The organism is Streptomyces sparsogenes subsp. cuspidosporus, from assembly GCF_039532705.1.
GTDB lineage: Bacteria > Actinomycetota > Actinomycetes > Streptomycetales > Streptomycetaceae > Streptomyces > Streptomyces sparsogenes.
In genome coordinates, this window is sequence record NZ_BAAASD010000001.1 from 540,731 (window position 1) to 566,404 (window position 25,674).

Sequence of the window (25,674 nt, forward strand, 5' to 3'; positions counted from 1 at the left end):
CCCATGACTACGACGCCTGCGACCGAACACGGCTCCACCGGCATTCCGCCGGCCGTTGACGCGGCCTGCGCACGGGAACGCCGCCGACTGCACACCAAGCTGAAGCTGGCCACCCAGATAGGCCAGGGCATCGACGGCTACATCATCGGCGGCATCGGCATGGCGATGGCCGCCCTGACCGCCGACCTCAATCTCTCCACTCTGATGCAGGGACTGGTCGGTGCCTCACCGCTGATCGGCATCTTCGTCGGCGGTCCGCTCTTCGGACGGCTCGCCGACCGGTTCGGTCGGCGCCCGGTGTTCCTCGTCGACATGCTGATCTTCCTGATCGGTTCGATCACCCAGTTCTTCGTCGTCGACGGGCTTCAGCTCTTCCTCGTCCGGCTGCTGATGGGCGTGGCGATCGGCGGCGAGTACGCGATCGGCGCACCGCTGCTGTCGGAATACGCGCCCCGGAAGGGCCGCGGCCGGCTGTTGGCCAGCCTGGAGATCAGCTGGTATGTGGGCTACGCGCTGGCGACGGTCGTCGGCGCCCTGTTCGCCGACGTCGAGGGCGGGTGGCGCTGGTCGCTGGCGAGCAGCGCGGTGATCGCCGTGGTGTGCGTGGCGCTGCGCGGCGGGGTCCCCGAGTCGGCGCGCTGGCTTCTGAGCAGGGGCCGCCGTGAGGAGGCCGAGGCGCTGATCCAGAAGTACGGCATCGAGGTCGACGTCGTCGCCGAGCTCGACGAGCGCGCGGCCGGCCGGCAGGCCGGGTTCCGGGCCCTGTTCAGCCGTCGGCACCTGCGCAGCACGATCTTCGCGGGCGTCTTCTGGGCCGCCCTCGTGCTCCCGTACTTCGCCATCGGCACCTTCTGGACCCAGGTCTTCGAAGCCCTGAACATGGGAGACAACGCGGTCGCGGCGCTCCTCGTCTACTCCTTCACCGCCGTGGCGGGCGTCACCGCGGGCTGCCTGGTCGTGGACCGCATCGGTCGCCGCAAGCTGCTGATCCCACCGTTCTGGATCACGGCCGGCTGCCTCGCCCTGGTCGCGGTCTGGCCGTCGTCCACGCCCGTCATCGTGGGCGGCTTCCTCTTCTTCATCTTCCTCAACGCGGCCTCCAGCGCCCTGACCGCGGTCTACCCGCTGGAGGTGTTTCCGACGGCCCTGCGGACCACCGGCGTCGGCTTCGCGACGGCGATGAGCCGGGTCGGGGCTGCCATCGGCACCTTCCTGCTGCCGATGGGCCTGGACCGCTTCGGCGCGGAGTTCGTCCTGCTGATCGGTGCGGGTGTGCTGGCGCTGGGCGGCCTGGTGTCCCAGTTCCTCGCGCCGGAGACGACGGACATGGATCTGGCGCGGGCTGCCCGCGCCGCCCGCGACGGAGCCGCCTGACGCGGCAGCCGGTGAGGGTCGGCCCCACGCCGAGCGGGGCTTCCCCCGTGCTCCAGGAAGTCACCGACCGACGTCCGCCCAGGTGAGCAGGTCGATCTCGAACGCGGCGGTGAACTTGCTGTCCCGGTTGGCGAGATGCGTCCCACGGCATCGACCAAGGCGATGCCGTGGCGCTCTTCCGTCGGTGCCGTCGCTGTCCGTACTGGTTCGAGGGCGCCGGCTGCGGCACCCGGTTCACCAACGAACGGTGGAAGGCCATCGAACCCGCCGGGTGGGACACCCCACGCGACACCCACCCGCACCTGTGCGACGACTGCAAGCAGCGCGCCATCACCGCCCACGCCAAGCCCAGCAGGCCGGGCACGAGTGTTGGCACTCCTTGAAAGTGGCTCCGTCCGCGGTTCCGTGATGAACCGCTGAAGTGTGTGCACGTGGCATCAGGGCTGTCAGTGGGCACGAGCACCATGCGGCCATGAGCTACGACTTGGCTGTGTGGGACGGCCCGAGACCCGCGGACGACGCAGCGGCACTTGAGGTCTTCGAGGATCTGTACGGCACGTTCATGGGAGGCGCGAGCGAGCCCCCGACTCCGCGTATCAGGCAGTACATCGAAGGGCTGGTGGCCCGATGGCGCGATGTGAGTACCGATGATGAGGACGAGGATACGAGTCCGTGGTCGGACGGCCCTTTGATCAATAATGCGAGCGGTCCGCTGTTCTGTTTCGGCATGGTCTTCAGCAAGTATCAGGAGGTCGCCTCGTTTGCCGCCGGCCTGGCCCGGATGTCGGGCCTGGTGTGCTTCGATCCTCAGGATCGACGTCTGATCGTCTGACGGTATGCCTTCGCCCGGTCACGGCTGGGTGAGGATGCGGGTCCGAAGCAGTTCGAATGAGGCCCGGCCATACATGGCGCGCTTGAGCGTTTTCACCCGATTTACATGTCCCTCGACGACTCCGGAACGCCACGGGAGGCTGAGGCCGGCGGTGACGGCGTCGAGATCCCGGCGGAGGAAGCCGGCGAATCCGCTCATCGGCTTCGGAGCGTTCCGCTCGGCTTGGCGGATCCACTGCTGGAGCAGGTATCCGCGCTGATGACGCAGCAGATCGGCGAACACTCGGGCGAGGTCGCCTGAACCCGTATGTCCGCCCACTGCCGGCTGACCGGCGCCCAGCCGGTCTTCGGCAAGAAGATCTCCCACTCGCACCGGTGCACCTCGCGCCGGTTTGACCTGGACATCCAGACCAAGCGGTACTGGCTGCCCAGCGAGGAGCGCAGCGTGCGCCTGCGCCTGAGCGCGCGAGCCGTCAAGACCGTGGACGGATCGGCATCGAGGCCGCTGTCGCCCGGACCCGAGCCCGTGGGGGAGTGTGTCTGATGGCGAAGAAGAGCAAGTTCGCGAAGAACGAGAAGCGGAAGCTGATCGTGGCTTGCTATGCGCAGCGGCGCGCCGAACTCAAGGCCGTCCTGGTCTCGCCGAGCACCACGGACGACGAGAAGGCGGCCGCGCAGGCGGAACTCCGCCGGCAGCCCAGGGACGCGAGCGTGACCCGCGTGCGCAACCGTGACAGCGTGGACGGTCGCCCACGCGGCCACCTGCGCAAGTTCGGCCTCTCCCGCGTCAACGTGCGCGAGCAGGCCCACACCGGATACCTGCCGGGGGTGACGAAGTCGTCCTGGTGATGGCCGAGCAGGAGGGGGCGGCACACCCGTGCCGCCCCCTTTGCGCCTTGCTGCGACCGTGCCACGCGGTTCCGCCGCTCCGGCCGCGCGGCGCGTGTCGTCGGCTGGTCGGAGGGGCAGTCCGTGAGCGACGGGGTGGCCGCGGCGGTCGTGCTCCGGCCGATCCGGCGAGTGCCGGGACCGGCGATGTGGCGCGGCGCACGCAAGACGAGGCTTAGCGGCGCGTGTAGATGGAAACGACTACCCCCGGGAACGATTGTCGTCACCATCTGGCGGGGACATGCGAACGTGGGGAGGGTACGTGGCGAAGGACGCGCCCCTGTATCTGAGGCCGCGGGTGGAGCCGCCGCTCGCCTCGCTGCTCGGGGAGGCAAGGTTTCTGCACTCGCTGGTGGACGCGCTCGGCTCACCGCTGAACGTGCTGCTCCCCGAGGTGGTCGCGGAGAACGCCGCACGCTTCCTCTCTGTGTACCGGCGTCACCGTCTCTCCGGCCGGGTGTACTTCGCGCACAAGGCGAACCGGTCCAGCGCGCTGGTGCGCAGGCTGGCCGCGTGCGATCCGGTCGCCGTCGGCGTCGACGTGGCTTCCCTGGGAGAGCTGCGGCACGCGCTGGGCTGCGGGTTCACGGGGGACCGGGTGATGGCGACCGGGCCGAAGGACCCGCAGTTCCTGTGGCTCGCGGCCCGGGTGGGAGCCACGGTCAACGTGGACTCGGCCGGTGAGCTGCGGCAGTTGGTCGAGCTCGTCCGCGGGCACGGCCTGAGCAGGACGCGCGTACTGGCGCGGCTGTCGGGGTTCGAGTCGGACGCCGGGTACGGCGGCGTCGGCACGCGGGTCCTGTCGCGCGGCAGCCGGTTCGGCACGCCGGTCGCCGAGGCCGAGGCGCTGTGGTCGGCGCTGGAAGAGCACGCGGACGCCGTCGAACTGGTCGGCCTGGCCTACCACTTGGACACCACCGGTCTGGAGGAGAAGGCCCGCGCCCTGGAGCGGTGTGTGCTGCTGATGGACGAGTGCCGGGCCCGCGGCCTGACGCCGGGCGCCGTGGACATCGGTGGGGGGTTCGGCGCCGAATACGTCGCCGAGGCCGCCGAGTGGGAGCGCTGGACCACCGCGCTGAGCGAAGCCGTGCTGGGGGTACGCCCGCCGCTGACCTGGCGCGGCCACGGCTATGGGCTGCGCGCCGAGGGCGGCACGGTGCGCGGCACGGCGGCGCTGTATCCCGCGCACCGGACCGTCGCCGGGCCCGGCTACCTCGACGAACTGCTCTCACGCCCCGCCCCGGCCCTGGGCCGGCCGCCGGCCACTCTGCTGCTGGAGCACCTGAACGACCTGTACATCGAACCGGGACGGGCCCTCGTCGACCAATGCGGGGTGTCACTGGCCCGGGTGCTGGAGGTGCGGCGCACGAGCGACGCCCCCGACCGGTACCTGGTGCGCCTGGGCATGAACGCAGGGGATGTCAGCCTGGAGGAGCACGGGGTGCTCGTGGACCCCGTCCTGCTGCCCCGTGACGGAGCCCCGGGCGAGCCGTACGGTGACGGGACCGGACGGGGCCGTCCGGTCGGAGTCCACCTGGTCGGCAACCTGTGCCTGGAGGCCGACCTGATCACCCGGCGGCTGGTGTACCTGCCGCGGCTGCCGTCTGCCGGCGACGTCCTGGCCTTCGTCAACACCGCCGGGTACGCCATGGACTTCCACGCCCACCGCGCGCAACGGCAGCCCGTCGCACGGACGGTGGCGGTCACGCGGGAGGCCGGCGCCTGGCGCTGGTGCCCTGACGAGGACTACTGGCCGCTCATACACCCGGAGAAAGGGCCGTTTTGAGGTACGACAGCATCACCGACGCCATCGGCAACACACCGCTGGTCCGCATCGACGCGTCCGTCCACGGACTGAGCCACATCGACCTCTACGCCAAGCTGGAGATGCTCAACCCCTTCGGGTCCGTCAAGGACCGGCCCGCCTGGCACATGGCTCGTCCGTTCCTGTCGGAGGCGGCAGGCGGTGACGGCACGGTCGTCGAGCTGTCCAGCGGCAACACCGCCAAGGCCCTCGCGCTCCTGGCCGGCCTCAACGGGCTGAAATTCAAGAGCGTGACCAACCGGATGCGCGTTCCCGAGATCAAGGAACTGCTGCTCCTGCTGGGCGCGGAGATCGAGGAGCTGCCCGGACGGAGCGAGTGCCTCGACCCCACGGACACCGACGATCCGCTGACCCGCTTCCACCAGGCGCTGTCCGAGCCCGGCAGCACCTACCTGCACACCGATCAGTACTTCAATCCGCGCAACGTCGAGGCGCACGCGACCGGGACCGGACCTGAGATCGTCAAGGACCTGGACGGCCGGGCCCCCGACTGGTTCGTCGCCTGCGTGGGCACGGCGGGCTCCTCGACCGGTGTCGCCAAGGTGCTGCGCGAGCACGACCCGCGGGTGCGCGTACTCGGCCTGGTCGCCGACAAGTCGGACTTCATCCCGGGCATCCGCACCATCGACGAGGTGCACCAGGTAGGGCTGTTCGACCCGGCGACGTACGACTCCATCGCGTCGGTCACCTCCCAGGAGGCCATCGACGGCATGGTCACACTGATCCGCCGCTGCGGGCTGTTGTCCGGGCCGACCGGAGGCGCGGCCTACCAGGGAGCGGTCCGTCAACTGGGCGCGGTCGACGCCGAGCTGGCGGGCACCGGGCGTCGGCAGACCGCCGTGTTCATCGTCTGCGACCGGGCCGAGAGCTATCTGAGCTACGTACGCGACCGTCGCCCGGAGCTGCTCGGCAGGGCACGGCGCGGTCACTCGGCCGCGTCGCTCACCGACGCCGAAGTCCGTGCCGAGGCCCGTACCGTCACCGTCGATGAGGCGCAGCAGTGGCTGGCCGGGGGCGAACCCCGCCCGCTGGTGATCGACCTGCGCGGTCCGCACGCCTACGCCGCCCTGCACATCGAGGGATCGGCCAACATCGTCGACGAGGTCTTCGAGGAACTGGTGCGGACCGGGCTGCCGTTCAGCAAGCGCACCCCGGTACTGCTCGCCTGCCCAGTGGGGGAGAAGTCGCTGCGCTACGCGGCACTGCTGACCCGTATGGGCCACCCCGACGTGCGCAGCCTCGCGGGCGGCATCGTGGCCTGGCGGGACGCGGGCGCACCGCTGGTGAGGGAGTGAGCCCGATGCCCGGCGAGACCCCCGGCGACGGCGAGGCCTGGCAGGCCCTGGCACGCGCCCAGTTCCCCATCCTCACCGCGCACCCGGAGCTGGTGTACCTGGACAGCGCGGCCACCTCGCAGAAGCCGCAAGCCGTCCTGGACGCGGTGCAGACGTATCTGACGACGACGAACGCCAACGCGGGACGCGGCACCTACCCGTGGGCCAACCGGACCACGGAACTGGTCGAACAGGCCCGTGAGCGGGTCAAGTCCTTCCTCGGGGACCCGGCGCCGGGCCGCTCCACCGTGCTCTTCACCGGCGGGACCACCGAGGGCCTGCGCACCGTCGCCCGCGACTGGCTCACCGGACACCTCACCGACGGCGACGAGATCCTCGTCCCGTTCGCCGACCACCGGGCCAACCTCGAACCGTGGCTGGAGGCCCAGCGCCTGCTCTCCGAGCGCGGCACCGAGGTGCGGGTGCGGCCCCTGCCCCGGCAGGCCTCAGGCGACTACGACCACCGCGCCCTCGCCGAGGCCGTCGGCCCCCGCACCCGTTTCGTCGCCGCGACCCACGTGCACCACGTCTACGGCGGCGACATGAACGTCCACCGCATCCGCGCCGCCGTCGGCCCCGAGGTGCCGATCTGCCTGGACGCGGCGCAGAGCGTCGGCCACGTGCCGCTTCGGCTCGACGACCCCGCGCTCGACGTCGACTTCGTCGTCTTCTCCGGGCACAAAACCCTGGCGCTGCCCGGCACCGGGGCGGTGTGGGCGCGCAACACCCGGGGGCCCGCGCTGCGCCCGATGGGCTGGCAGGGCACCCCCAACACCGTGGGCGTCGTGTCACTGCTGGCGGCGTTCGACTGGCTGGACGCGGTCGGCGTCGACCGTATCGCCGCCCACGTCTCCGGCCTGACCAGCCGCCTGACCGACCGGTTGCGCCGGCTCGACGCCTACGAGGTCCTCGGCTGCCCCGCCAGTCTGGCCGCCGGCTCCGCGCTGCCCGCGGCCCAGCGGCGGCACGGCATCGTCACCTTCCGGCACCGTGACATACCCTCCGACGACCTCGGCTTCATCCTCTTCAGCCACGGTTTCATGGTCCGGGCCGACAGCCTCTGCCAAGCCGGCGCGGACGAGCAGGAGGGGGCCGTCCGGGTGAGCCTGCATGTCTACAACACCGGTGCGGAGATCGACCGTCTGCTGGACGCGCTGGCTTCCTTGGAGTGAATGGCTATTGATAATCGTTTCCACCTGTAGATTACGCGGTAGTCGCAAGAGGTGGGAGACGGAAGAGGTGCGCGACCGGTGAGCGTGAGCATGGAGACGGCCAGGACCTGGGTCGAGCGCTGGGAGCGGCAGCAGCAGCGGTACGCGCTGGACCGCGAGGAGCGCTTCACCGTCATCTGTGACGTCGTGGAGCACGTGTGCGTCGACCGCCCCCGGCCGACCCTGCTCGACCTGGGCTGCGGTCCAGGATCCCTGTCCGCCCGGCTCGCCCGTCGGCTGCCGGAGGCGGAGATCATCGCGGTCGACATGGACCCCATGCTGCTGGAACTGGCGCGCGCGCATCATCCGGACGTCGCGCGCTGGGTGAACGCGGTGATCGGCGAGGACGGCTGGACCGACGCCCTCGGCCTGGAGCACGGGCTGGACGGCGCCGTCACGACGACGGCCCTGCACTACCTCCAGGCCCCCGCCCTGTTGAAGACCTACCAGAGCATCGCGGCTCTCCTGCGCCCGGGGGGAGCGCTGATCAACGGAGACCATTTCCCGCCGGACGCGCGCTCCTGCTCCGACCTCACCGCCCACGTGGGACGCCGTCGGGCCGAGCGCGCGGGCGACGAGAGCCAGGAGGACTGGGAGTCCTGGTGGACGGCGGCGGCCGCGGACCCGGAGCTGGCGAACCTCTTCGAGCAGCGTGAGCGCCTTTGCCGCTCGTCCGGCGGCGGAGGCGAGAACTGGCACCTGCCGGTGAGCCGGCACACCGAACTCCTACGGGAGGCGGGCTTCAGCAGCGTCACGCCGGTGTGGCAGGTAGGGGACAGTTGCGTCCTGGTGGCTTTGAAGGACTGAGAGCGGTGGGCCGGCTCGGTGCACCGAGCTGGTCCGGCCTTCTCACAGGGCGAGGCTCATCAGGATCTCGTCGCGGTCGTCCCCGGGCGCCAGACGCAGCGCGCCCGGCCACCGCCCCACCTCCGTCCATCCGGCTTTCCCGTAGAAGACTTCGAGCCCCAGGCCGGACCGCACAGTCAGCTTGAGCCGCTCCAGGCCCATCTCCTCCCGCGCGATCCGGCGGACGCGGCGCATCAGCGCGGCCCCGACCCCCGAGCCCCGGAAGCGCATGTCCGTCTGCACGTGGTTCACCGTGCCGCAGTGCGCTTCGAGCGGATGCGCCTCACGCCGGACGAGCAGCCAGCCCGCGAGGGTGCCCTCGACGGTGGCCACCACAAGCCTGCAGTGTTCGGGCGCCAGTTCGCCGGCGATCCGGTCCACGGCGGCTGCTGTGTGCGCGGAGGTCAGCGGCGGCAGCGGGCAGTCCGCCGGGATGACCGCCCCGCCGGCGTTGACCACCGCCGCCCAGCAGGCGGCCAGTTCACGTCTCATGGATGAGGGAAGCTCGGAGGAGCGAGTGAACTGGGTGAACGCGGGTGCGGCGACTTCGGATGCTGTCACGCGCATCAGCTTGTCACGGGGGTGCCTTCGCCGTATTCGGCGTGCCGCCGACTGAGCCGGCCGAAAGGAAGGTCTGGATGACTGACGCGGTGGGTACGGACCGGAGCCGTCCCTCCACGCTGGTCGTGTGCGGAGAGTGCCGAAGCGCGGCTATGGAGAGCGTGAGGGACGTTCTGCGGCGGGCAGTCCGCTCGTGCCCCACGGCGTCGTGGTGTCCACCGGATGCCTCGGCCGCTTTCTGCACTGCCGCGAGGGGCGCGGACTGTACGCGGCGGTCCAGCCCTGTATGCCCGGCCGTGACCAGCACTGCCAGGAGCAATCCGAGGGTGTCGGTGACGATGCTCCGCTTGCGGCCTACGATCTTCTTCGCCGCGTCCGTGCCCTGCCCGGCGGCCGGGACACTGGTGGAGGTCTTGATGCTCTGCGCGTCGATTACGCATGCGGACGGCTCTGCGTGCTTGCCCTCCTTCTGCCGCAACAGCCTGCGCAGCATGCCGGTGAGCTGGGCGAACACACCGTCCTTCTGCCACTTGGCGAAGTAGCCGTACACAGTTTCCCAGGGCGGGAAGTCGTGGGGCAGGCAGCGTCACTGCACCCCGGTGCGGTCCACTTACAGGATCGCGTTCATGATCTCGCGTAAGTCGTGCTCCGGCGGGCGTCCGATGTTCAGCGCATGCCGGCGCCGCTCGGCCCGCCAGGCGATCAGCACCGGCTCGATCAAAGCCCAGCGGGCATCGGACAGATCACTCGGATACGGACGACGTTCGGCCATGACCCGGGGATACCGCTGGCCGGGGGCGTGCGCCCAGGCGTGCAGCGCGACCAGCAGGAGCACGTTCCGCCGGCTTCCTGGGATGAGACAGGCGCACGTTGCATTCCGCCTCAGCCGTCACCCCATAGGGCACCTCCGCCACCTCAATCCCACCAGCCGCACCGAGACGACGACCCTACCTCGAGAAACACAGGAGAAGGCGCATCTAACGGGAGAAAACGACCTCTCGGCTTGTCGTTTAACGTCCGTCCGCTTTGATGCGGGGTTCCGGCGTTGCTCGCAGGGCGTGCGACCATCGCTGGCAGACGGCAAGGGTGACGGGTTCGAACAGCTCGGGGGTCGAGACTTCGACGAGGAACTGGGTCAGCAGGTCCTGGTGTCCTTCGTCGATGTCCACTCGGTCCTCGAAGTGCACCGCTTGGGCCCAGTCGATGAGCTCGCTGGGACTGGCGAGTCCAGTGGCGACCTTCTCCACGACAGCGGCGATGTGATCACGACGGAGGGTGACGGTCGCTGCCGGGTCGCCGTGCCGGACGGCTGCGACGAGTTTGGAGAGCTCACCGTTCCAGTGCACGAGGTCTTCAAGGGGTTGGCGTCCGGTCGCATCCACGGTGCCATCCTGCTTGACGGCTCCGTCATCGGACAGGGGTGGCCTCCCGTCAACTCGCCCTCCGGGTGACACGTCGAGGTTTGGTGCCGACCTTGTGGTGAGCGGGACGGCTGTAGGTCTCGCCGGTCGCAAGGATCCGGCCCACGTCATGGCGGAGGGCCGGGCTGCGGTTCTTCGAGCCCGGTGGTCGGCCGGGCCCGGCCTGGGACGGTTTCGGCGCACGGGCTGGAGAGCCGGTCTTCGTGCGGAGGTTTCCGAACCCCCGCCGGACTCGGGCAGGCGTCAGCCTGTTCGGTGGGGCCGGCTTCTCCCAGGGCCGCCTCAGATCGCCAGTCACGGCCAGTCGGAGCTGGGCATAGGCCACGGCCACCAGCCACGTCCACCGATCGGCTGTCTCCGCGCTGCGGAGCCGGGGCTTCGTCCAGCCGAGTGTCTGCTTGAACAGGCGAAACGTGTGCTCCAGGTCGAAGCGCCGGAGGAAGACTGCCAGCAACGGTCCACGTCCGCCTCGGTGGCGCCGGTACCCGACCACCACAGCCAGACCGGCTTGTTCACCCCGCCGCTGGGCATTTTCTCCACGACCAGCCGGAGGACGGTGCCCTCAATGATGGGCAGCGGTCCGTCATGGTCGATCCATGCCGCCCGGCGGGTCAGCCGCGGGTGCAGCCGGTCCCACGCCTGCGCGGTCGCCTTCCCATAGAGGCGGGTGTCCGTCATCGTCACGGCCTGCTCGACGTCCTAGGTGCTGGGGTCCCCGAAGACGAACTCACTGCCATGCTTGGGCGGACGGCCGCCCTTGGGGTCGTAGACCCGCGCGTGTGGGCCGGCGCATCACGCGGTCTGAGCGGAGCCGGCCGAGGATCTCGACAGGAAGCCCGGCCAGCAGATGGGCGATCCGCGGCGCGTCGTATCCGGCGTCCAGCACGACCAGGACCTTCGGGTCGCCTTCCTGCCACTGGCCAGCGGCAACGAGCCGCTCGACGACCTCGCGGATCTGGACCGTGGTCACCGCGGCGACGTCGGCGCCGGGCTCCAGGCGGACCGCGTCCAGCACCGCCGTCCAGGACGTGCGGCCGCTCTCCAGTGCGGCCACCACGGAGTACGGCCAGCCGGGAACCATCTGGTGCTTGCCTTCACCGCGGCCGAACGTGTGGCAAAAGGACCGGTCAGCACAGGTGTTGGCGTCCGGCCGCCGACACGGCGAAACATCCACTGCCAGCACGAGCCGACCATCCGCCGCCCTCGGCAGCGGCAGTCCGGTCAGGGCCCGACGCAGCCGGACAACATCGATCCGCCCCTGATTGAGCCCGCCGTACAGAGCTCCGTGGCCACGGCGATGTTCAGGCGCGAGCGCGAGATCGACCAGCGTTCGCACCGGCCCGTCCGTAGACAACAAGGCGTCGCTTAAGACGTCGTCTCATTTGGTGAGTCTGCGGTAGCAGATGAGGTTGCAGGCGATGGCGGTGAAGGCCAGGAAGTGCTCGGACTTCCGCTCGTAGCGGCGGTGCAGGCGGCGGCAGCCGCCCAGCCAGGACATCGTGCTCTCGATCGTCCAGCGATGCCGGCCCAGCCGGATGGAGAACTCGATGCCCTTGCGGGCGACGCTGGGATAGGCACCGGCCTCGTGGTAGACGAACTCCACCACCGGCTTGACCAGGGCCTTCTGGCGCTGGAGGAGGGCCTCGATCGCCGCCAGGTGCTCCTGCTCGGCAGCCTGCCGCGCCTTGTGCCGTCGCTGCTGGACGGCCAGCAGGCGTTCAACGATCTGGTACTTGCGGTGGTGCGCCTGGAACTGCTCCTCTTCCAGTTCGAAGTACCGCCGGGTGATCCACCGCCACTTGCCCTTGGTGTCCCAGCCCACGCGCAGACGGTGCGGGCGGGTGGCGTTCGTGCAGATGGCGCCGATGAAGCGTTCCAGCGGGAAGGGCGCGGCTAGCTCCCATGTGCCGCGGCCTTCGCACGGCAGGGGCCCTTCGACGCCCGCGCCGCAGTCCTCGCAGTCACACCAGTCGCAGACTCTCCGGTCTTCGCACCACTTCGGCTCGAAGCGGGCGGCCTCGGCGGTGACCTGGACAGGGCCGCCGTCGTCGGGCCGGGCGATCTGGACGGAGGGCACGTTGTCCAGCCACGGGACCGTCTTGCGGTCGGTGAACCAGCACACCTCAACACCGGCCTCGGAGTACCGGGCGGTGCGGGCCTCGATGTCGGTGACCGAGATGGAGGCCATCTGTGCCTCCAGAGCCACCCGGCGGCTGCCGTCGGGGGAAGTGGCCATTACGTCCGCACGCCAGGAGCCGTCCGGTGCGGCGACCTCGTACTCGGCGCTCCAGCCCGCCGCGCGCGCGTGGTGGGCGAGTTCGAGCTTGAGCAGATGGTGGGCCATGCCCTCACCGGCGGCCCTGGCTTCGCAGTGGGGTGCCTTGTTGGCGTGCCGCAGGAACCACAGGTCGTACGCGCCGTGAGTCTTGTGGACCAGGTGGAGACGCCAGTCGCATTCATAGCAGCTCAGCGGTGCGGGCCGCTTGGTCTTGTAGATGCTCTCCCGGTCCTGGCCGCAGCCGAGGTCGGCCTGGGTGACGTCGATGCGTCCCCACTCTCCGTGGACCCCGACGAACACCATCGCTCTCTCCTTCGCTCGGTGACGGAGCCTTGTCCGCAGCGGACGGTAGGAACGGGGTCTGACATGACATCCCCCGGTCAGAGCAGCCTGATACACCGGATAGGGCAGGGCGATCCCTCCTCGGCCGTACCGGCCGGTGCTCGGTTGACGGCGCCGGGCCCCACAGCGCCGTCGGAGTAAGCAGCGCAGGCGACTGCGTCAGCAGGCGGTGCTGGTGGTGTCAGAATGGTGCACACAGTCGCTCCGGCAGCGAAGCGGCCGGACTGCCCAGGATCGGGAAGACGGCGCGGATGCGGGCGGCGATGTTCCGGGGGGGGAAAGGAAGGCCACGTCGACGGCCCCACTTGAGCCAGCGCCGCGTGCAGAAACCCTCGGGGCATCGTGATCCCCGGGTGCCCATGCTGCTGGCGATCCGACGAGGTCCGGGCGTGTCCTTCTGAGGAAGCACGAAGCAGCCTCGGCTGATCTGTCAGGATTTGCCAGCACCCACAGCAACGACAGGGGGCCCCTGATGGCACGTGGCACCTACGGCACTCCGATGACCACGTTCCGCGTCCCGCCGCGCCGACCGGATCCACGCCGCAAGGGCCGCTGCCCCAAGTGCCAGGCGATGCAGGGCGAACGCTGCTTCGACCGGCCGCGCAACGGCGTCCATGCGGAGCGACTCAAGGCCAACGGCATCGATCCGAAGACCCTTCCTCCGCTTCGCGGCCCCGCTGACAGCAAGAAGCGCAGAAGCAAAAGCGCCCTTCCTACGGCACAGCCCGAACAACGACGCGCGCCGCGTGCCACCGACGGCACCGGTGGGCTGCCGGTTGTGCGGGCTCCTCGCAAGCCGAAGCCGACCGCCCCGTAATCCATGGGGCTGTCCTGTCACAGGGGAGATGGTGATCGCTCGGGCGAGTGGTGTGCGGGCCCCTCGGCAGACCGACCCGGTGCCAATCGCGTCGGGCAGGGCATGGGCCCTATCGATGAGGTGCACGTGTGCGAGCCGGGCCTGGTGGTCCTGGACATCACGGCCGGGATGAGGAGACCGCGGTGGCGGTGATGTCCCGGCTGGATGAGCTGTGGGCGACAGCCGGCGTCGCACCAGTGGGACGGGTCGTGGGTGAGCCGGCGGTACGGGCACAGGTGCAGGCGGATATCCAATGCCCCGACTGACGCAGTCCTGAGCAGTCGCCAACCGATGTAGATCTGGCCTCCCGGCCGAGCGGCCGCGCGCGGCGGTGCGGACCTCGAGCGAAGAGGGTTCCGCAGGCTACTGGCCGACAGTGACGCGCGGTCCGATGTGGCTGGTCCGCACGTGGGGAGCGGGCCATGCACGAGCCTGGACTCCCGCCTAACGCCGGACCAGGCTACCGGAATGAACGACGAGAACGACTTCGGCGCGGGAGACGACCGGATCGACAAAGTCTCCCTCTACATGGAAACGCTCAAGGCCCGTATGGACCCGGAGCAGTACGACGTCTTGGCCCGGGCCGTGCACGAGACAGCGCACCTGATAGCCGAGGGCCGCGAAGGCGTCTTCGGCTCTGATGATGACCGTTCGACCTTCACGCCGGAGGTGCAGCGCGAGTTCGCGACGGTCCTGGCCATCTTGCTGACCGGTCGCATGGACCACCGCGTCGTGGAGATACCCGGCCCTGACGGCAGTCCGGGCTTCGCCATCGTGGAAGCCTCCGCTGCCGAGGACCCGGCTGAGCTGCAAGAGATCCGCGAGAACCTGCATCGATGGGTCACCGAGCGGCAAGCCGTCGACACGGAGCTGGACGGCATCGCCCGTGCCAGCGGTCTGGAGGAAACCGACTGAGCAAAGCCGGGGCCGTGCCCTGGATCGCGCTGAGTCGGCTGGTGGCTGGCTCCCAAGCCCCTCTTCGGCGCTCACGGCTTGGTCAGTCCCGACCGAGATGAAGTGCGACAGGCCAGTAAGGCATGCCTGGCCGCTGTGCCGCGCCGCCACACGATCGGGTGACGCTGACGCGTTCACTGCGGGCCCTCATGGCTCCTCCGCGTGGAAGAGGACCCCGCCGCGCCCGGCCTCAGGAATGTCGTGGCTGATCCTCCAGGGCCCGCAAGATGCTCGGAGCGGGGCCTCACTCTTCTGGGTCGTCTGGCGGCTGCTCTGCCCGGTGGACCGCCAGGGCGGCCCAGCTGGTGCACACCAGGACAGCGGGCTCAGTGAGCCCGGCCCGATGCCGCGCGGCATTCCGCCGCTGCTGTTTGCGGACGGCTCGGCTGGCCAGGGGCGGGTCAGCCACGCCCATTCCCCGGCGGCCGGCTCCGTCGCCGAGCTGGAGCTCAGGCCGAGTTCGTCGACGAACGCGCAGACCGCCGAGGGTCCACGGTCGAGGTGTTCGAGGAGGCTGGCGGCCGTCACGGCGTGGACCGGAACCTGCTGGCGGCGGGCGAGCCCGGCCAGGGTGACCGCCAGGATTCTGCGAACAGCCTGGTACTCCCAGGAGTGGGGGACGGACTGGTCCCGTGCGGTGATCTCCTCTGCCCGGGCCACGGCACTCGGCCACTCGGCTACGGCCCCTGGCCGCTCCACGCCCTCCATCTGGTCGCGCAGTTGTCGGGCCGCGTCAATGACGGCGTCGTGATCAGACGCCCAGAGTTGGGGGCTCTGCGCGGTGGGGTCCCCGTACGTCCCGTCATCAAGGGTCCGGCCTGCCCACATCTGCACGCTGATCCCCACGGTGATGCCGATCCACCAGGCACGGTTTTTCGGGACCAGCCGAGCCTGATCGTTGGCGACCCATTTCACGGTGACGTCCCCCCAGCCGCACCGATCCACGATCATCTGTCCCAGGCGCTCTGCCATCTGTCCCTCCCGGTCCGGGAGCCTATCCCGGTCGCGGCGCCGGCCGGGCCGGTGTTGAGCTGGTGCCGAGGCGTCATTGTGTACCGGCGGTCAGGGTGAGTTGACGCATGAGGCCTCGGGCGAAGTCAGGTTCCTCGGGGAGCGGCGTCCAAGTGTGCCCGTTCCGGCACGCCAGGCGCATCGGCTCATCTCCACGCCAGGTGCCTTCCGCGGCGAGCCAACGGTCGGTCTCGCACTGCGGGCAGGCCACCGCGTGTACTTCGGGATCGATGTACCCGTCGACTGATGCGGTCGAGTCCTCCATGATCGCCCTGTTGATCGCCTGGGCGGAGGGGCTGAGGGGGAGGGTGTAGGTGATCGGCCCCTCGATGGGGATCCGCCAGACCGCCTCGCCGGTCACGCCGTCCGGCGGCTGCTCGCTACATCGCGGCGCGCGGCCGACGAGCGGGCCCGTGCCGATGGGCAGGCCCGCCGCGCGGCCGGAGGACCCGACTAGCTCGCGGATGTCCGAGGCGGCCACTACGATGCCGGGAGCACCATCGGGTCCGTACGCACATGCTGCTGATGGCTGTCGTACGCCATGCCGAAGTGGGCCGCGGCCGGCGGGCGATCCTGACGGAACTCGCCCGTGCCGCGGCCGGGCGCGGCTGGTACGAGGGAAGTCAGGAGGAGCTTCTGCCGCTGCGCGCGGACCCCGCCGGGGCCCTGCTGCTCAGCGCCATCAGCGGCTGTCTGCTGCTCTCCCCCCGGCTGTGGCGCCGCCTGGCCGGCTCCGGGGCACCCGCCCACGCGCTGAGTCCGGAGGGGTGGCGGCTGACCGAGCCCCGAGCGCACTGAGGTGACGGTACGGCCCGTCACCGTCGTCAAAGGCCGGGGGCTGACGCCCGGGGCACACGACCGGGATGGCCAGGGACGGAGAAAGCGATGACCCCGCGACATCGCCGTCCACATCGCGGGCGGCCACATGGCGGGGCACGACGCGGACGACGACGGCGGGTAGCGGGGCGCCGGGCGCCACCTCGCGAGCCGCCCGTACGGAAGAGACGGACCGCGCCGCGCAACGGTCTCCCTGATGGTACGTCAGGATAGGGCGGTGACGACGCGGGACGGGCTCGGGCGGCCGAGGTGTCCGGCCATCCACCGGCTGGTGGCCGCCAGCGCCGTCAGATCGACCCCGGTGCGGATGCCGAGTCCGCGCAGCATCCACACCAGGTCTTCGGTGGCGAGGTTGCCGGTGGCGCTGCGGGCGTAAGGACAGCCTCCGATGCCGCCGGCGGAGCTGTCGAACTCGGTGATGCCCGCCGTCAGCGCGGCATGCACATTGGCCAGGGCCTGGCCGTAGGTGTCGTGGAAGTGAAGGGCGGTCCGCTCCAGGGGGATGCCCGCCTCCCGGACGGTGTCGAGGAGTTCCAGGACGTGGCCGGGCGTGGCGGTGCCGATGGTGTCTCCCAGCGACAGGGACGTGCACCCCATGTCCATGAGAGCGCGGGCGACCGAGGCCACCTCGCGGGGCTCCACATCGCCCTCCCACGGGTCGCCGAAGCACATCGACACATAGCCGCGTACCGGCAGGCCCGCGGAGCGGGCCCGGCGCACGACGGGTTCGGACATGGCCAGCACCCCCGCCACGTCCCGGCCCAGGTTGTTCCTCGCGAAGGACTCCGTCGCGCTGGCGAAGACGGCGATCTCCCGGGCACCGGCGGCCAGCGCCCGCTCCAGACCCCGGTCGTTGGGAACGAGCACCGGGAGGCGGACGCCGTCGAGGGGCCCCACGGCGGTGAGCACCTCATGGGCGTCGTCGAGCTGGGGGATCCACCGGGGGGAGACGAAACTGGTCACCTCGACGGTGGTCAGACCCGCGCCGACGAGCCGCCGGACGAACTCGGCCTTGACGGGCGTGGGGACGCGGACGGCTTCGGCCTGGAGGCCGTCGCGGGGCCCGACCTCGTAGACGCGGACCTCTTCGGGCATGCCCGGCCGGCGGGCGACGCGGGGCAGTGCTCCGGTGGGGCTGGTGTTCTCGGATGTCATCGGGACCCCTCGGACGGTGGGAAAGGCGCGTGAGGGCGGTGGGAGAACGGTGGGAAAGGCGCGTGAGGGCGGCCACGCGGAACGCCGCCCGCGGCGTTCCGCGTGGCTCGCGCGAGGGCGGACCGGCCGGCGACGTTCCGGCGTGGACCGGTCATGCGGGCGGTTGGCCGGCGTTCCGGCGTGGACCGGTCACGTCGGAGGCCGGCCGGCGTTCCGGCGGGAGGGGAAGCGGGGCGGCCGGCGCTCGGCGAACGCCGCCAGCCCTTCCCGTGCGTCCGGGGCGGTGAACGCCCGCTGCCCGTACAGCGCCTCGGAGTGGAATGCCTGGTCCTGCGGGAGGTCCCCGAGACGCAGCACCGACTCCTTGATCGTCTCCAGGGCGGTGCCGCTGCGGGCGGTGAGCCGGTGCGCCCGGTCCATCGCCGCCTCGAGCAGCTGGTCGGCCGGCACCACGGCGTTGAGCAGGCCGTACCGCAGCGCGGTGGCCGCGCTGATCCGGTCGCCGAGCAGCATCAGCTCCATGGCCCAGACGTAGGGGATCTGTCTGGCCAGCCGCGTCAGGGTGCCGCCGGCCGGGACGACCCCGACGCCGCTCTCGGGGAGCTGGAACTCGGCGGTGTCGGCGGCGATCCGCAGGTCCGTGGAGAGCATGATCTCGAACCCGCCGCCGAGACAGAGCCCGTTGACCGCCGCGATGACCGGCTTGAACAAGGCGGTGTGCTTCTGGTGGGCCCCGTCCCACCGGGAGATGTCGAACCGCCCCTCGGCGAGCGCGGGGATCGATTCGGTGAGATCGGCGCCGACGCAGAAGGCACGGTGTCCCGCGCCCGTGAGGACCGCGACGCCGATCGACGCGTCGTCGCGGACCTCGTCGAAGGCCGCCCCCAGTTCCTCGTACATCGCCAGGGTCAGCGCGTTCAGCTTCTCCGGCCGGTCGAACCGGATGAGCGCGACCGGCCCGTCACGGTCGAGGGTGATGCCGCCCATCTCAGATCACCTCCGCCGCGCGCAGGGCGCGGATGCGTTCCTCGGGAAGGTCCGCGAAGGCGCGCAGCAGTTGGTCGGTGTGCTCGCCGACCCGGGGGGCGAGCCCCCGGGGCCGGGCCGGGGTGACGTCGAGCTTGACCGGCGAGCCGACCATGCGCAGTGGCCCGAAGTCCGGGTACTCCACCTCGACGACCATGTCCCGGGCCTGGATCTGGGGATCCGCGACGACCTCCCCGATGTCCTTGATCGCGCTCAGCGGCACCAGGTCGCCGGCGAGTTCCTCGAGTTCGAGCTTGGCCCGGTCGGCGAACCACCGGTGCAGCAGCGGCCGCACCCGGCGCTCGTAGACCTCCGGTGTGAACCGCTTGGCCATCGTGTCGATCTCCGGGTCGGCCGCCAGCTCGGGTTCGCCGAACATCTCGCAGGTCAACTGCCAAAACTTGTCGGTGTAGCCGCCGAAGAAGACGAAGCCGTCCTTGCACGGGTAGAGCTCATAGGGTTTGACGAACGGGTGCTCGTTGCCGAGGGGGGCCGGTATCTTGCCCTCGACGGTGTGCGAGACGACCGCGTTCTCGGTCAGGCTGAGCACCGAATCCTGCTGCGAGATGTCCACCAGCTGCCCCTCACCGGTGTGCTCGGCGTGCCGCAGCGCGGCCAGCGTGCCGATCACGGCGTAGAGCGTGGCCGACAGGTCGCCGATGATGGTGCCGACCCGGACCGGCGGGCGGTCGGGGAAGCCGTTCATCGACCACAGACCGCCCGTGGCCTGCGCGCTGTTGTCGTACGCGGGCCTGCGCCGGTACGGGCCGGTCTGGCCGTAGCCGGAGATCGCGGTGTAGACCAGACGCGGATTCACCTTCCGCAGCTCGCGGTAGCCGACGCCCAGCTTGTCCATGGTCCCGCCGCGGAAGTTCTCGACCAGGACGTCCGCGCGGCCGGCGAGCGTGCGCAGCAGGTCCGTGCCCTCGGGCCGGGACAGGTCCAGGGTCATGCCGAGCTTGTTCCGGTTGTACTGGGCGAAGAACGCGCTGAACGCCTCGCCCTCGGACGACGTCAGCAGCGGGGGGAACGCCCGCGCGTAGTCCGGGTCCTTCGGATGCTCGATCTTGATGACCGTCGCCCCGAGATCCGCGAGCATCATCGAGCAGAACGGGCCGGCGACCACCCGTGTGATGTCCAGGACCACGACGCCGCGCAGAGCCCCGGGTGCGGGACCGCCCGGCAGGACGGCACCGAGGTCGAATCCACCGGTGAACTCCGTCACGCGACAACACCTCCTTCTCCGATAGCGCTGTGGTGTCAGCCGGCCGTGGCGGCTTCGACCCGGATGCGTGCGTCGAGCAGTGTGCCGCAGCGCGGGCTGTAGAACTCGTCCAGGAGCACCCGCTGCCCGCTGTCCCGGGGGCGCACCCGGACGCCGTACTCGTCCAGCCGGTCGGCAGCCACCCGCGTGGTGACGATGGCGTCCTGCCGCCAGTCGTCCTTGGTACTGATCAGGGCACCGCTGGCCGGGCAGTACCAGCCGTCCGCGGCACGGCGGGGCGCGGACGCGCCGGCGCCGGCGTCGGCGGCGACCGGCGCGGTCGGCTCCCCGCCGATCCGGGCGGCGCGGATCGCCTGGCGGGTGCGCGCCGTCGCGGCGGCGTCCACCGCACCGTCGGCGAGCACCACCCCGTAGACGGCGGATGCCGTGCGGTCGCCGATGTACCCGTCCCGGACGTCCTGGGCGACCAGCCGCGGGTCACGCAGGAGGGGGTCTCCGTATCCGCCGCCACCGGCGATCCACTGCACGAAGACGTCGCCGGCCAGGACATCCACCGAGGACTGGTTGATGGCCAGCAGGTCCCGCGCCTCGCACGTGAGGCTGTCGTCGGTGGGCACCGTGCCCGCCGCGAGCAGACCGGCCACGTCGGTCCGGCGCCAGATCTCGTGTCCGCTGCCCCCGCCCGGCAGCCCACCGCCGTATCCGTCGGCGACCACCTGGGCGCTGGGGGCGAACACGGTCTGCATGGCGCGGGGCGCGCCGTGCAGGGTCCAGGCGAACTCCAGTCCCAGGCCGCCGCGGTGGGCCCCGTGCCCGGCGCTGGCGGTGTTCAGCCGCTTCCACAGGTAGAGCACGGGATAGAGCATTTCGTTCATCTCGACGTCCGGGAGCATGTTGTTGACCTGCGTCATCATCCCGGCGCAGTCCAGACCGTCGGCGTCCGGCTGGGCGCCCGCCCCCATGCCCCCGCCGTCCATGTTGAACAGCACGAAGTACTCGCCGTCGTCCGAGGTGCCGGCCGAGATGCCGCCGGTCCAGGAGTCGGCCCAGACACCCTGGGTGCGGCCGCGGACGGTCTCGTCCGCGCTGCCCCGGCAGGCGTCGTTCATCAGCTTGGTGACCAGCCGGCTGACGCGGGCGCCGGTCGTCAGGTGTCCGTTGCTGATCGGGGCCGGGGGCGTGGGATTGACGATGGAGCCCGGCTCGGCGATGACCTCGAAGGCGGTCATGACGCCCTCGTTGAACGGCACGTCCCAGGCGAGGATGGGCACGACCGCCGTGGCGACGCTTCCGACGAGGGCACCGTAGCTGCAGTTGACGAAGCCGTCGGTCTGCTCGCTGGATCCGGTGAAGTCGAACGTGATCTGCCCGCCCCTCTTGGTCATGGTGCAGGCGACGCGGTACAGCTCGTCGACGTGGCCGTTGTGCTCGGTCCACTCCTCGGCCCGGTACGTGCCGTCGGGGATCTTCGCGACGCGGTCACGGACCACCTGCTCCGCCAGCTCGAAGCTGAGCCGGGTGTACTCGCGGAAGTCGTCGAGCCCGAATTCCTCGATCGTGGCGACAAGCCGCTGGATCCCGGTGTTGTTGCTGGCCACCAGGGAGCGCACGTCGTTCCAGAACAGCGCGGGCACCCGGACGTTGTTGAGCAGGATGCGGCGCACCCATTCCACGGGCTCGCCCCTGTCGAAGATCTTCACTCCCGGCGGGAGCCGGAGGGCCTCGCTGTAGCAGTCGTGGGCCCCGGGAGCGAAGCCGCCCGGCGTCATGCCGCCGACGTCGACCAGATGGGCCTGGGACTGCGCCCATCCGATCAGCTCGTCACCGTGGAAGATCGGCGAGATCACGTTCGTGTCCGGCGGGTGGCTCGCACCGGCGGTGTGCGGATCGTTGCAGATGAAGGCGTCACCGGGGGCGAGTGGCTCACCGGCGATCTCCCTGACCAGATTCTGCACGGCGACGCTGCCTGAGCCGATGTGGAACTGGACGTAGTCGGAGTAGGCGTAGATGCGGCCGGTCGGGTCGAACAGCGCGGTGTTGAAGTCACCGGCTTCGGTGATCACCGGTGAGCCGGACGAGCGGATCATCGCGATGCCCATCTCCTCGACGATGGAGTCCAGGCGCATGCGGATGACCTCGAGCGTGACGGGGTCGAACCCGGCGGGGGGCCTGCCGGTGGCGGATTCGGTCATGTGGGTCTCCTGGGTCAGGCCGTGGCGTTCAGACGGTGGGCTCGAGCCGGATGAGGAAGTGGCCGGCTTCGGTCAGCTCCACCGTGGCTCCGGTGGGCACGAGGACGGTGGTGTCGGGCTCCTCCAGCAGGCACGGCCCCTTCGCGCGGGCCAGCGCGGCGAACCCGCGGTGCGCATCCACCTCGGCCCGCGTCCCGGTGGCCGGTTCGAGGACGGTGCGGCGCAGCAGTGTGTGGGTCTCCTCGCCGGCTTCCGCGCTCCGCCGGACCCGCTGGACGTCACTGCGGCCGACCGCGCGCACCCGGGAGTTGACCAGCAGGATGTCGGTCTCGGTCCAGGCCGTCCCGGTGCCGAACTCCTTCTCGTAGTCGGCGATGAACCGGGCGCGCAACTCGTCCTTGTCCGCCTCGGTGAAGGCCCCGCTGCTGAGCCGGGTGGTGACCTCGAAGATCTGGCCGGCGAACTTCATGTCGGCCTCGCGGTGGAGCTCCCGCCGGTCCTCGGGGATGCCCTCGGCCTCGAACCACTCCCGCGCGCGCCGCTCCAGGGCCTGGAACTCGCGGTCCAGGTCGGCGGCCGGCTGCTGCATCGTCCAGGGGCTGGTCCGCACGGCGGAGAAGACGGAATCGGCGTGCATCAGCCCGTAGGCGGAGAACACCGCGGCGTTGCGGGGGATGACGAGTTCGGTCACGCCGATCTCGGCGGCGATGCTCGCGGCGAACAGGCCGCAGGCGCCGCCGAAACCGACCAGGGTGAACTCCCGCGGGTCATGTCCGCGGTTGACGGTGATCTTGCGCAGCGCGTTCGCCATCTGGGAGGTGGCCAGGCGGTACACCCCCTCGGCCGCGGCGTCCACGGTCAGCCCGAGCGGCTCCGCGACATGGGTGCGCAGCGCCTCGCGCGCCAGGTCCGGATACAGCTCGACGGTCCCGCCGAGGTAGTACTCGGGGTTGATCAGGCCGAGCACGAGTGCGGCGTCGGTGACCGCCGGGCGGGTGCCCCCCTTGCCGTAGCAGGCGGGGCCGGGGGTGGAGCCCGTGCTGTGCGGACCGACCCGGAGCAGGCCACGCCCGTCCACCCAGGCGGCGCTGCCGCCGCCGGCGCCGATCGTCTCGATGTCGACGACGGTCAGACTCGTCGGCAGACCACCGATCTCGGCCCGCGGGAGCAGCCGGAACTCGTCATCCATGATCGCGGCGGCGTCCAGGCTGGTGCCGCCCATGTCGGCGGTCAGCACCCGGCGCCGGCCCAGCTGCTGCCCGAGCAGCCGGGCGCCGGTGACACCGCCGACCGGCCCGGAGTTGAACATGGAGATCGGCGCCTTGCTCGTCTCCTCGACCGACAGGAACCCGCCGTGCACCTGCATGATCTGCACCCGGGTGCGCAGGCCACGGGCGCGCAGCTCCTCGGCGAGGTGGTCGAAGTGCGAGGCGACCAGCGGTTTGACCGCGGCGTCGAGCGCCGTGGTGACCATGCGCTCGTACTCGCGGTAGACCGGTGTCAGGCTGCTGGAGAGGGTGAACGGCACGGTGGGGTGGTTCTCCCGCAGGTACCGGCCGATGGCCTGCTCATGGGCGGGGTTGCGGAAGGACCACAGCAGACACACGGCGATGGCCTCCGCGCCGGTGGCGAGCGCGGCGTCCACCGCGGCGGCCACGGCCTCCTGCCGCAGCGGCACGAGGACCTCGCCGTGGGCGTCGACGCGTTCGGCGACCTCGATCACGCGGCTGCGCTCGACGATGCCGGGCGGTGGCAGCATCCTGTGCGGGTCGCGCTCGTCGGTCCGCGCCGACCGGGCGATCCGCATCGTGTCGCGGAACCCCTGCGTCGTGAGGAGCGCCACCGTGGCGTACTTCTGCTCGTCGACCGCGTTGGTGACGATCGTGTTGCCGAGCACGAACCGGTCGACGGCCGGGTAGAACTCCTCCTCGGACAGGCCCGCGCGCTCCCGCAGCACGGCCAGCGCGCCCAGAATGCCGGTGGTGACGTCCTTCGTCGAGAACGCCTTCCCGCGGACCGCGCGGTTGTCCAGGACCGCGACCGCGTCGGTGAAGGTGCCACCGACATCGATACCAACGTGTAGTGCCATGTCTCAGCGTCTCCCTTGGCTCGGGTACGTGCGGGGGCGAGGCGAGGGGTCATCCCTCGCCGCGCAACTCGGCGAGGACGTCTTCGGCGTGGTCGGCGCGCACCAGACGGTCGGTGACCAGCCGGGCGACCACCAGCGGCAGTTCCTCGGGGGTGGCGCCGGCGGTGACGGCGACGTTGCGGGCGTGCAGCGACATGTGGCCGCGCTGGATGCCCTCGGTGGCCAGCGCCCGGACCGCGGCGAGGTTCTGAGCCAGGCCGACGGCGGTGATGACCTCGCCCAGCTGGCGGGCCGTGGTGACGCCGAGCAGCGCCACGGCGGCCTGCGCGACCGGGTGCACCTTGGTGGCCCCGCCGACCAGGCCGACCGCCATCGGCAGCTCCAGCGCGCCGACGAGGTTGCCGTCGGAGTCCTTCTCGAAGTGCGACAGGGATGTGTACCTACCGTACCGGCCGACGGCGTGCGAGTGGGCACCGGCTTCGACGGCGCGGGTGTCGTTGCCGGTGGCCAGCACGACCGCGGTGACGCCGTTCATGATGCCCTTGTTGTGGGTGGCGGCCCGGTACGGGTCGGCCTCGGCCAGGGCGGCGGCGTGCACGATGTCGTCGACCACCGCCGGCCCGCCGAGCGCGTCGGCGTCGAACACCGCACGCGCCCGGCACAGCCGCAGGTCGGCCTTGTTGCTGAGGATCCGCAGCAGGGTGCGTCCCCGGGCGATCTCCCCGACCCGCCCGGCGATCGCCTCGGCCATGGTGTTGACGGCGTTGGCGCCCATCGCGTCGCGTACGTCCACGATCAGGTGCAGCACCACATGGGTCGCCCCGGGGGTGGGGACCAGGCGCACCTCCACGTCCCGGACGCCGCCGCCGGAGCGGAGGAGCCGGGGGTCCTGCGCGTCGGCCAGCGCGATGAGCTCCTCACGCGCTTCGAGCAGCCGCAGCCGGGCGGTGTGCGGATCGGCGACGTCGATGACCTGGACTTGCGCCCGCATGAGCGGTTCCGTGGTCGAGGTGGCGAAACCGCCGGCGATACGGGCGATGCGGGCGGCGTTGCTGGCCGCGGCGACCACCGACGGCTCCTCGGTGGCCATGGGGATCAGATAGTCGCGGCCGTTGACGGTGAAATTGGTGGCCACGCCCAGCGGGACGCCGAGGACACCGATGACGTTCTCGACCATGTGGTCGGCCTGCTCCAGGGTGAGGCCGTGCTCGGGATCGAGCACCTCCAGGCTCTTCGGCTCGACCGCGGCACCGTGCGCGATGCGGGCGCGGCGCTCGCTGATCGACAGGTCCTTCATGCCGGAAAGCCTGCTGTTGACTGCCATGCGTCCTCCTGTTTTCCGTTACGGGCCCCGAAGGGGAGACGGGCGTGGCGAAGCGGGCGGGCAGCCGTACGGCTCCCGGGAACGTGGCGTGGGA

At 70.7% G+C, this 25,674-nt stretch carries 23 protein-coding genes and 5 pseudogenes; 13 read left to right on the forward strand and 15 right to left on the reverse strand.

The features are described from left to right. Window positions 1-3 precede the first annotated feature (3 nt). From ABFY07_RS02235 to ABFY07_RS02245, 3 genes are all read left to right on the forward strand, one after another. The gene (locus tag ABFY07_RS02235; RefSeq protein WP_346172752.1) at window positions 4-1,374 is read left to right on the forward strand and encodes an MFS transporter; all 1,371 of its coding nucleotides are present in this window, start codon (window positions 4-6) and stop codon (window positions 1,372-1,374) included. Between the two features lie 167 nt (window positions 1,375-1,541). Then, window positions 1,542-1,757 (forward strand): hypothetical protein, encoded by a 216-nt coding sequence (locus tag ABFY07_RS02240; protein WP_346172753.1) that lies wholly within the window; start codon window positions 1,542-1,544, stop codon window positions 1,755-1,757. Window positions 1,758-1,846: 89 nt separating this feature from the next. Further along, on the forward strand, window positions 1,847-2,206 hold the full coding sequence (locus ABFY07_RS02245) for a hypothetical protein (protein WP_346172754.1): 360 nt from the start codon (window positions 1,847-1,849) through the stop codon (window positions 2,204-2,206). Between the two features lie 18 nt (window positions 2,207-2,224). Here ABFY07_RS02245 and ABFY07_RS02250 read toward each other — a convergent pair whose 3' ends face one another. Beyond that, window positions 2,225-2,578 (reverse strand): transposase, encoded by a 354-nt coding sequence (locus ABFY07_RS02250; RefSeq protein WP_346172755.1) that lies wholly within the window; start codon window positions 2,576-2,578, stop codon window positions 2,225-2,227. Here ABFY07_RS02250 and rpmB point away from each other — a divergent pair. From rpmB to ABFY07_RS02280, 6 genes and pseudogenes are all read left to right on the forward strand, one after another. Next, a pseudogene (gene rpmB / locus ABFY07_RS02255) lies at window positions 2,513-2,739 on the forward strand (50S ribosomal protein L28); the annotation flags it as partial. The gene ABFY07_RS02250 and the pseudogene rpmB sit on opposite strands and share 66 nt — an antisense overlap. A gap of 9 nt (window positions 2,740-2,748) precedes the next feature. Next, window positions 2,749-3,054 (forward strand): 30S ribosomal protein S14, encoded by a 306-nt coding sequence (gene rpsN / locus ABFY07_RS02260; RefSeq protein WP_346172862.1) that lies wholly within the window; start codon window positions 2,749-2,751, stop codon window positions 3,052-3,054. A 280-nt stretch (window positions 3,055-3,334) separates the two neighbouring features. Continuing rightward, window positions 3,335-4,879, forward strand: a complete 1,545-nt coding sequence (locus ABFY07_RS02265; RefSeq protein WP_346172756.1) for a Y4yA family PLP-dependent enzyme — start codon at window positions 3,335-3,337, stop codon at window positions 4,877-4,879. Continuing rightward, a complete protein-coding gene (locus tag ABFY07_RS02270; protein ID WP_346172757.1) occupies window positions 4,876-6,213 on the forward strand; it encodes a pyridoxal-phosphate dependent enzyme in 1,338 nt (445 codons plus the stop codon). The genes ABFY07_RS02265 and ABFY07_RS02270 overlap by 4 nt, the downstream gene beginning before the upstream one ends. A 5-nt stretch (window positions 6,214-6,218) precedes the next feature. Then, entirely contained in the window at window positions 6,219-7,424 is a 1,206-nt protein-coding gene (locus ABFY07_RS02275; RefSeq protein WP_346172758.1) for an aminotransferase class V-fold PLP-dependent enzyme, read from the forward strand. 78 nt (window positions 7,425-7,502) lie between these two features. Continuing rightward, window positions 7,503-8,270, forward strand: coding sequence for a class I SAM-dependent methyltransferase (locus tag ABFY07_RS02280; protein ID WP_346172759.1), 768 nt, complete (start codon window positions 7,503-7,505; stop codon window positions 8,268-8,270). A gap of 42 nt (window positions 8,271-8,312) precedes the next feature. On the opposite strand, the gene ABFY07_RS02285 is transcribed toward ABFY07_RS02280, so the two are convergent. The 6 genes and pseudogenes from ABFY07_RS02285 to ABFY07_RS02310 form a co-directional block, all read right to left on the reverse strand. Continuing rightward, window positions 8,313-8,870: a GNAT family N-acetyltransferase gene (locus ABFY07_RS02285; RefSeq protein WP_428836834.1), complete on the reverse strand. Its 558-nt coding sequence runs from the start codon at window positions 8,868-8,870 to the stop codon at window positions 8,313-8,315. A gap of 295 nt (window positions 8,871-9,165) precedes the next feature. Then, window positions 9,166-9,642: pseudogene (locus ABFY07_RS02290) on the reverse strand (transposase); the annotation flags it as partial. 238 nt (window positions 9,643-9,880) lie between these two features. After that, the gene (locus tag ABFY07_RS02295; protein WP_346172760.1) at window positions 9,881-10,252 is read right to left on the reverse strand and encodes a hypothetical protein; all 372 of its coding nucleotides are present in this window, start codon (window positions 10,250-10,252) and stop codon (window positions 9,881-9,883) included. Window positions 10,253-10,301: 49 nt separating this feature from the next. Continuing rightward, window positions 10,302-11,660, reverse strand: a pseudogene (locus ABFY07_RS02300) (NF041680 family putative transposase); the annotation flags it as partial. 9 nt (window positions 11,661-11,669) lie between these two features. Next, window positions 11,670-11,855: pseudogene (locus tag ABFY07_RS02305) on the reverse strand (transposase); the annotation flags it as partial. Window positions 11,856-12,398: 543 nt separating this feature from the next. Next, window positions 12,399-12,872: pseudogene (locus tag ABFY07_RS02310) on the reverse strand (competence protein CoiA family protein); the annotation flags it as partial. A gap of 538 nt (window positions 12,873-13,410) precedes the next feature. Here ABFY07_RS02310 and ABFY07_RS02315 point away from each other — a divergent pair. From ABFY07_RS02315 to ABFY07_RS02320, 3 genes are all read left to right on the forward strand, one after another. After that, window positions 13,411-13,728, forward strand: a complete 318-nt coding sequence (locus ABFY07_RS02315) for a hypothetical protein (RefSeq protein ID WP_346172761.1) — start codon at window positions 13,411-13,413, stop codon at window positions 13,726-13,728. A gap of 191 nt (window positions 13,729-13,919) precedes the next feature. Further along, window positions 13,920-14,033, forward strand: coding sequence for a hypothetical protein (locus tag ABFY07_RS43040; RefSeq protein WP_428836844.1), 114 nt, complete (start codon window positions 13,920-13,922; stop codon window positions 14,031-14,033). A gap of 202 nt (window positions 14,034-14,235) precedes the next feature. Further along, window positions 14,236-14,682, forward strand: coding sequence for a hypothetical protein (locus ABFY07_RS02320; RefSeq protein WP_346172762.1), 447 nt, complete (start codon window positions 14,236-14,238; stop codon window positions 14,680-14,682). Between the two features lie 186 nt (window positions 14,683-14,868). On the opposite strand, the gene ABFY07_RS02325 is transcribed toward ABFY07_RS02320, so the two are convergent. Further along, on the reverse strand, window positions 14,869-15,693 hold the full coding sequence (locus ABFY07_RS02325) for a hypothetical protein (protein WP_346172763.1): 825 nt from the start codon (window positions 15,691-15,693) through the stop codon (window positions 14,869-14,871). A gap of 73 nt (window positions 15,694-15,766) precedes the next feature. Further along, the gene (locus tag ABFY07_RS02330; protein ID WP_346172764.1) at window positions 15,767-16,213 is read right to left on the reverse strand and encodes a hypothetical protein; all 447 of its coding nucleotides are present in this window, start codon (window positions 16,211-16,213) and stop codon (window positions 15,767-15,769) included. Window positions 16,214-16,248: 35 nt separating this feature from the next. Between ABFY07_RS02330 and ABFY07_RS02335 the strand changes: the two genes are divergently transcribed. Then, window positions 16,249-16,530, forward strand: coding sequence for a hypothetical protein (locus ABFY07_RS02335; protein WP_346172765.1), 282 nt, complete (start codon window positions 16,249-16,251; stop codon window positions 16,528-16,530). A 243-nt stretch (window positions 16,531-16,773) separates the two neighbouring features. On the opposite strand, the gene ABFY07_RS02340 is transcribed toward ABFY07_RS02335, so the two are convergent. The 6 genes from ABFY07_RS02340 to ABFY07_RS02365 form a co-directional block, all read right to left on the reverse strand. Continuing rightward, entirely contained in the window at window positions 16,774-17,724 is a 951-nt protein-coding gene (locus ABFY07_RS02340) for a hydroxymethylglutaryl-CoA lyase (RefSeq protein ID WP_346172766.1), read from the reverse strand. Window positions 17,725-17,913: 189 nt separating this feature from the next. After that, a complete protein-coding gene (locus ABFY07_RS02345; protein WP_346172767.1) occupies window positions 17,914-18,711 on the reverse strand; it encodes an enoyl-CoA hydratase/isomerase family protein in 798 nt (265 codons plus the stop codon). A gap of 1 nt (window position 18,712) precedes the next feature. After that, window positions 18,713-19,975, reverse strand: a complete 1,263-nt coding sequence (locus ABFY07_RS02350; protein ID WP_346172768.1) for a CaiB/BaiF CoA transferase family protein — start codon at window positions 19,973-19,975, stop codon at window positions 18,713-18,715. A 35-nt stretch (window positions 19,976-20,010) separates the two neighbouring features. Then, window positions 20,011-22,167: a hydantoinase B/oxoprolinase family protein gene (locus ABFY07_RS02355; protein WP_346172769.1), complete on the reverse strand. Its 2,157-nt coding sequence runs from the start codon at window positions 22,165-22,167 to the stop codon at window positions 20,011-20,013. A 28-nt stretch (window positions 22,168-22,195) separates the two neighbouring features. Beyond that, window positions 22,196-24,256, reverse strand: a complete 2,061-nt coding sequence (locus ABFY07_RS02360; protein ID WP_346172770.1) for a hydantoinase/oxoprolinase family protein — start codon at window positions 24,254-24,256, stop codon at window positions 22,196-22,198. Window positions 24,257-24,305: 49 nt separating this feature from the next. Beyond that, complete coding sequence (locus ABFY07_RS02365) at window positions 24,306-25,580, reverse strand: hydroxymethylglutaryl-CoA reductase, degradative (RefSeq protein ID WP_346172771.1); 1,275 nt, start codon at window positions 25,578-25,580, stop codon at window positions 24,306-24,308. Between the last annotated feature and the right edge of the window lie 94 nt (window positions 25,581-25,674).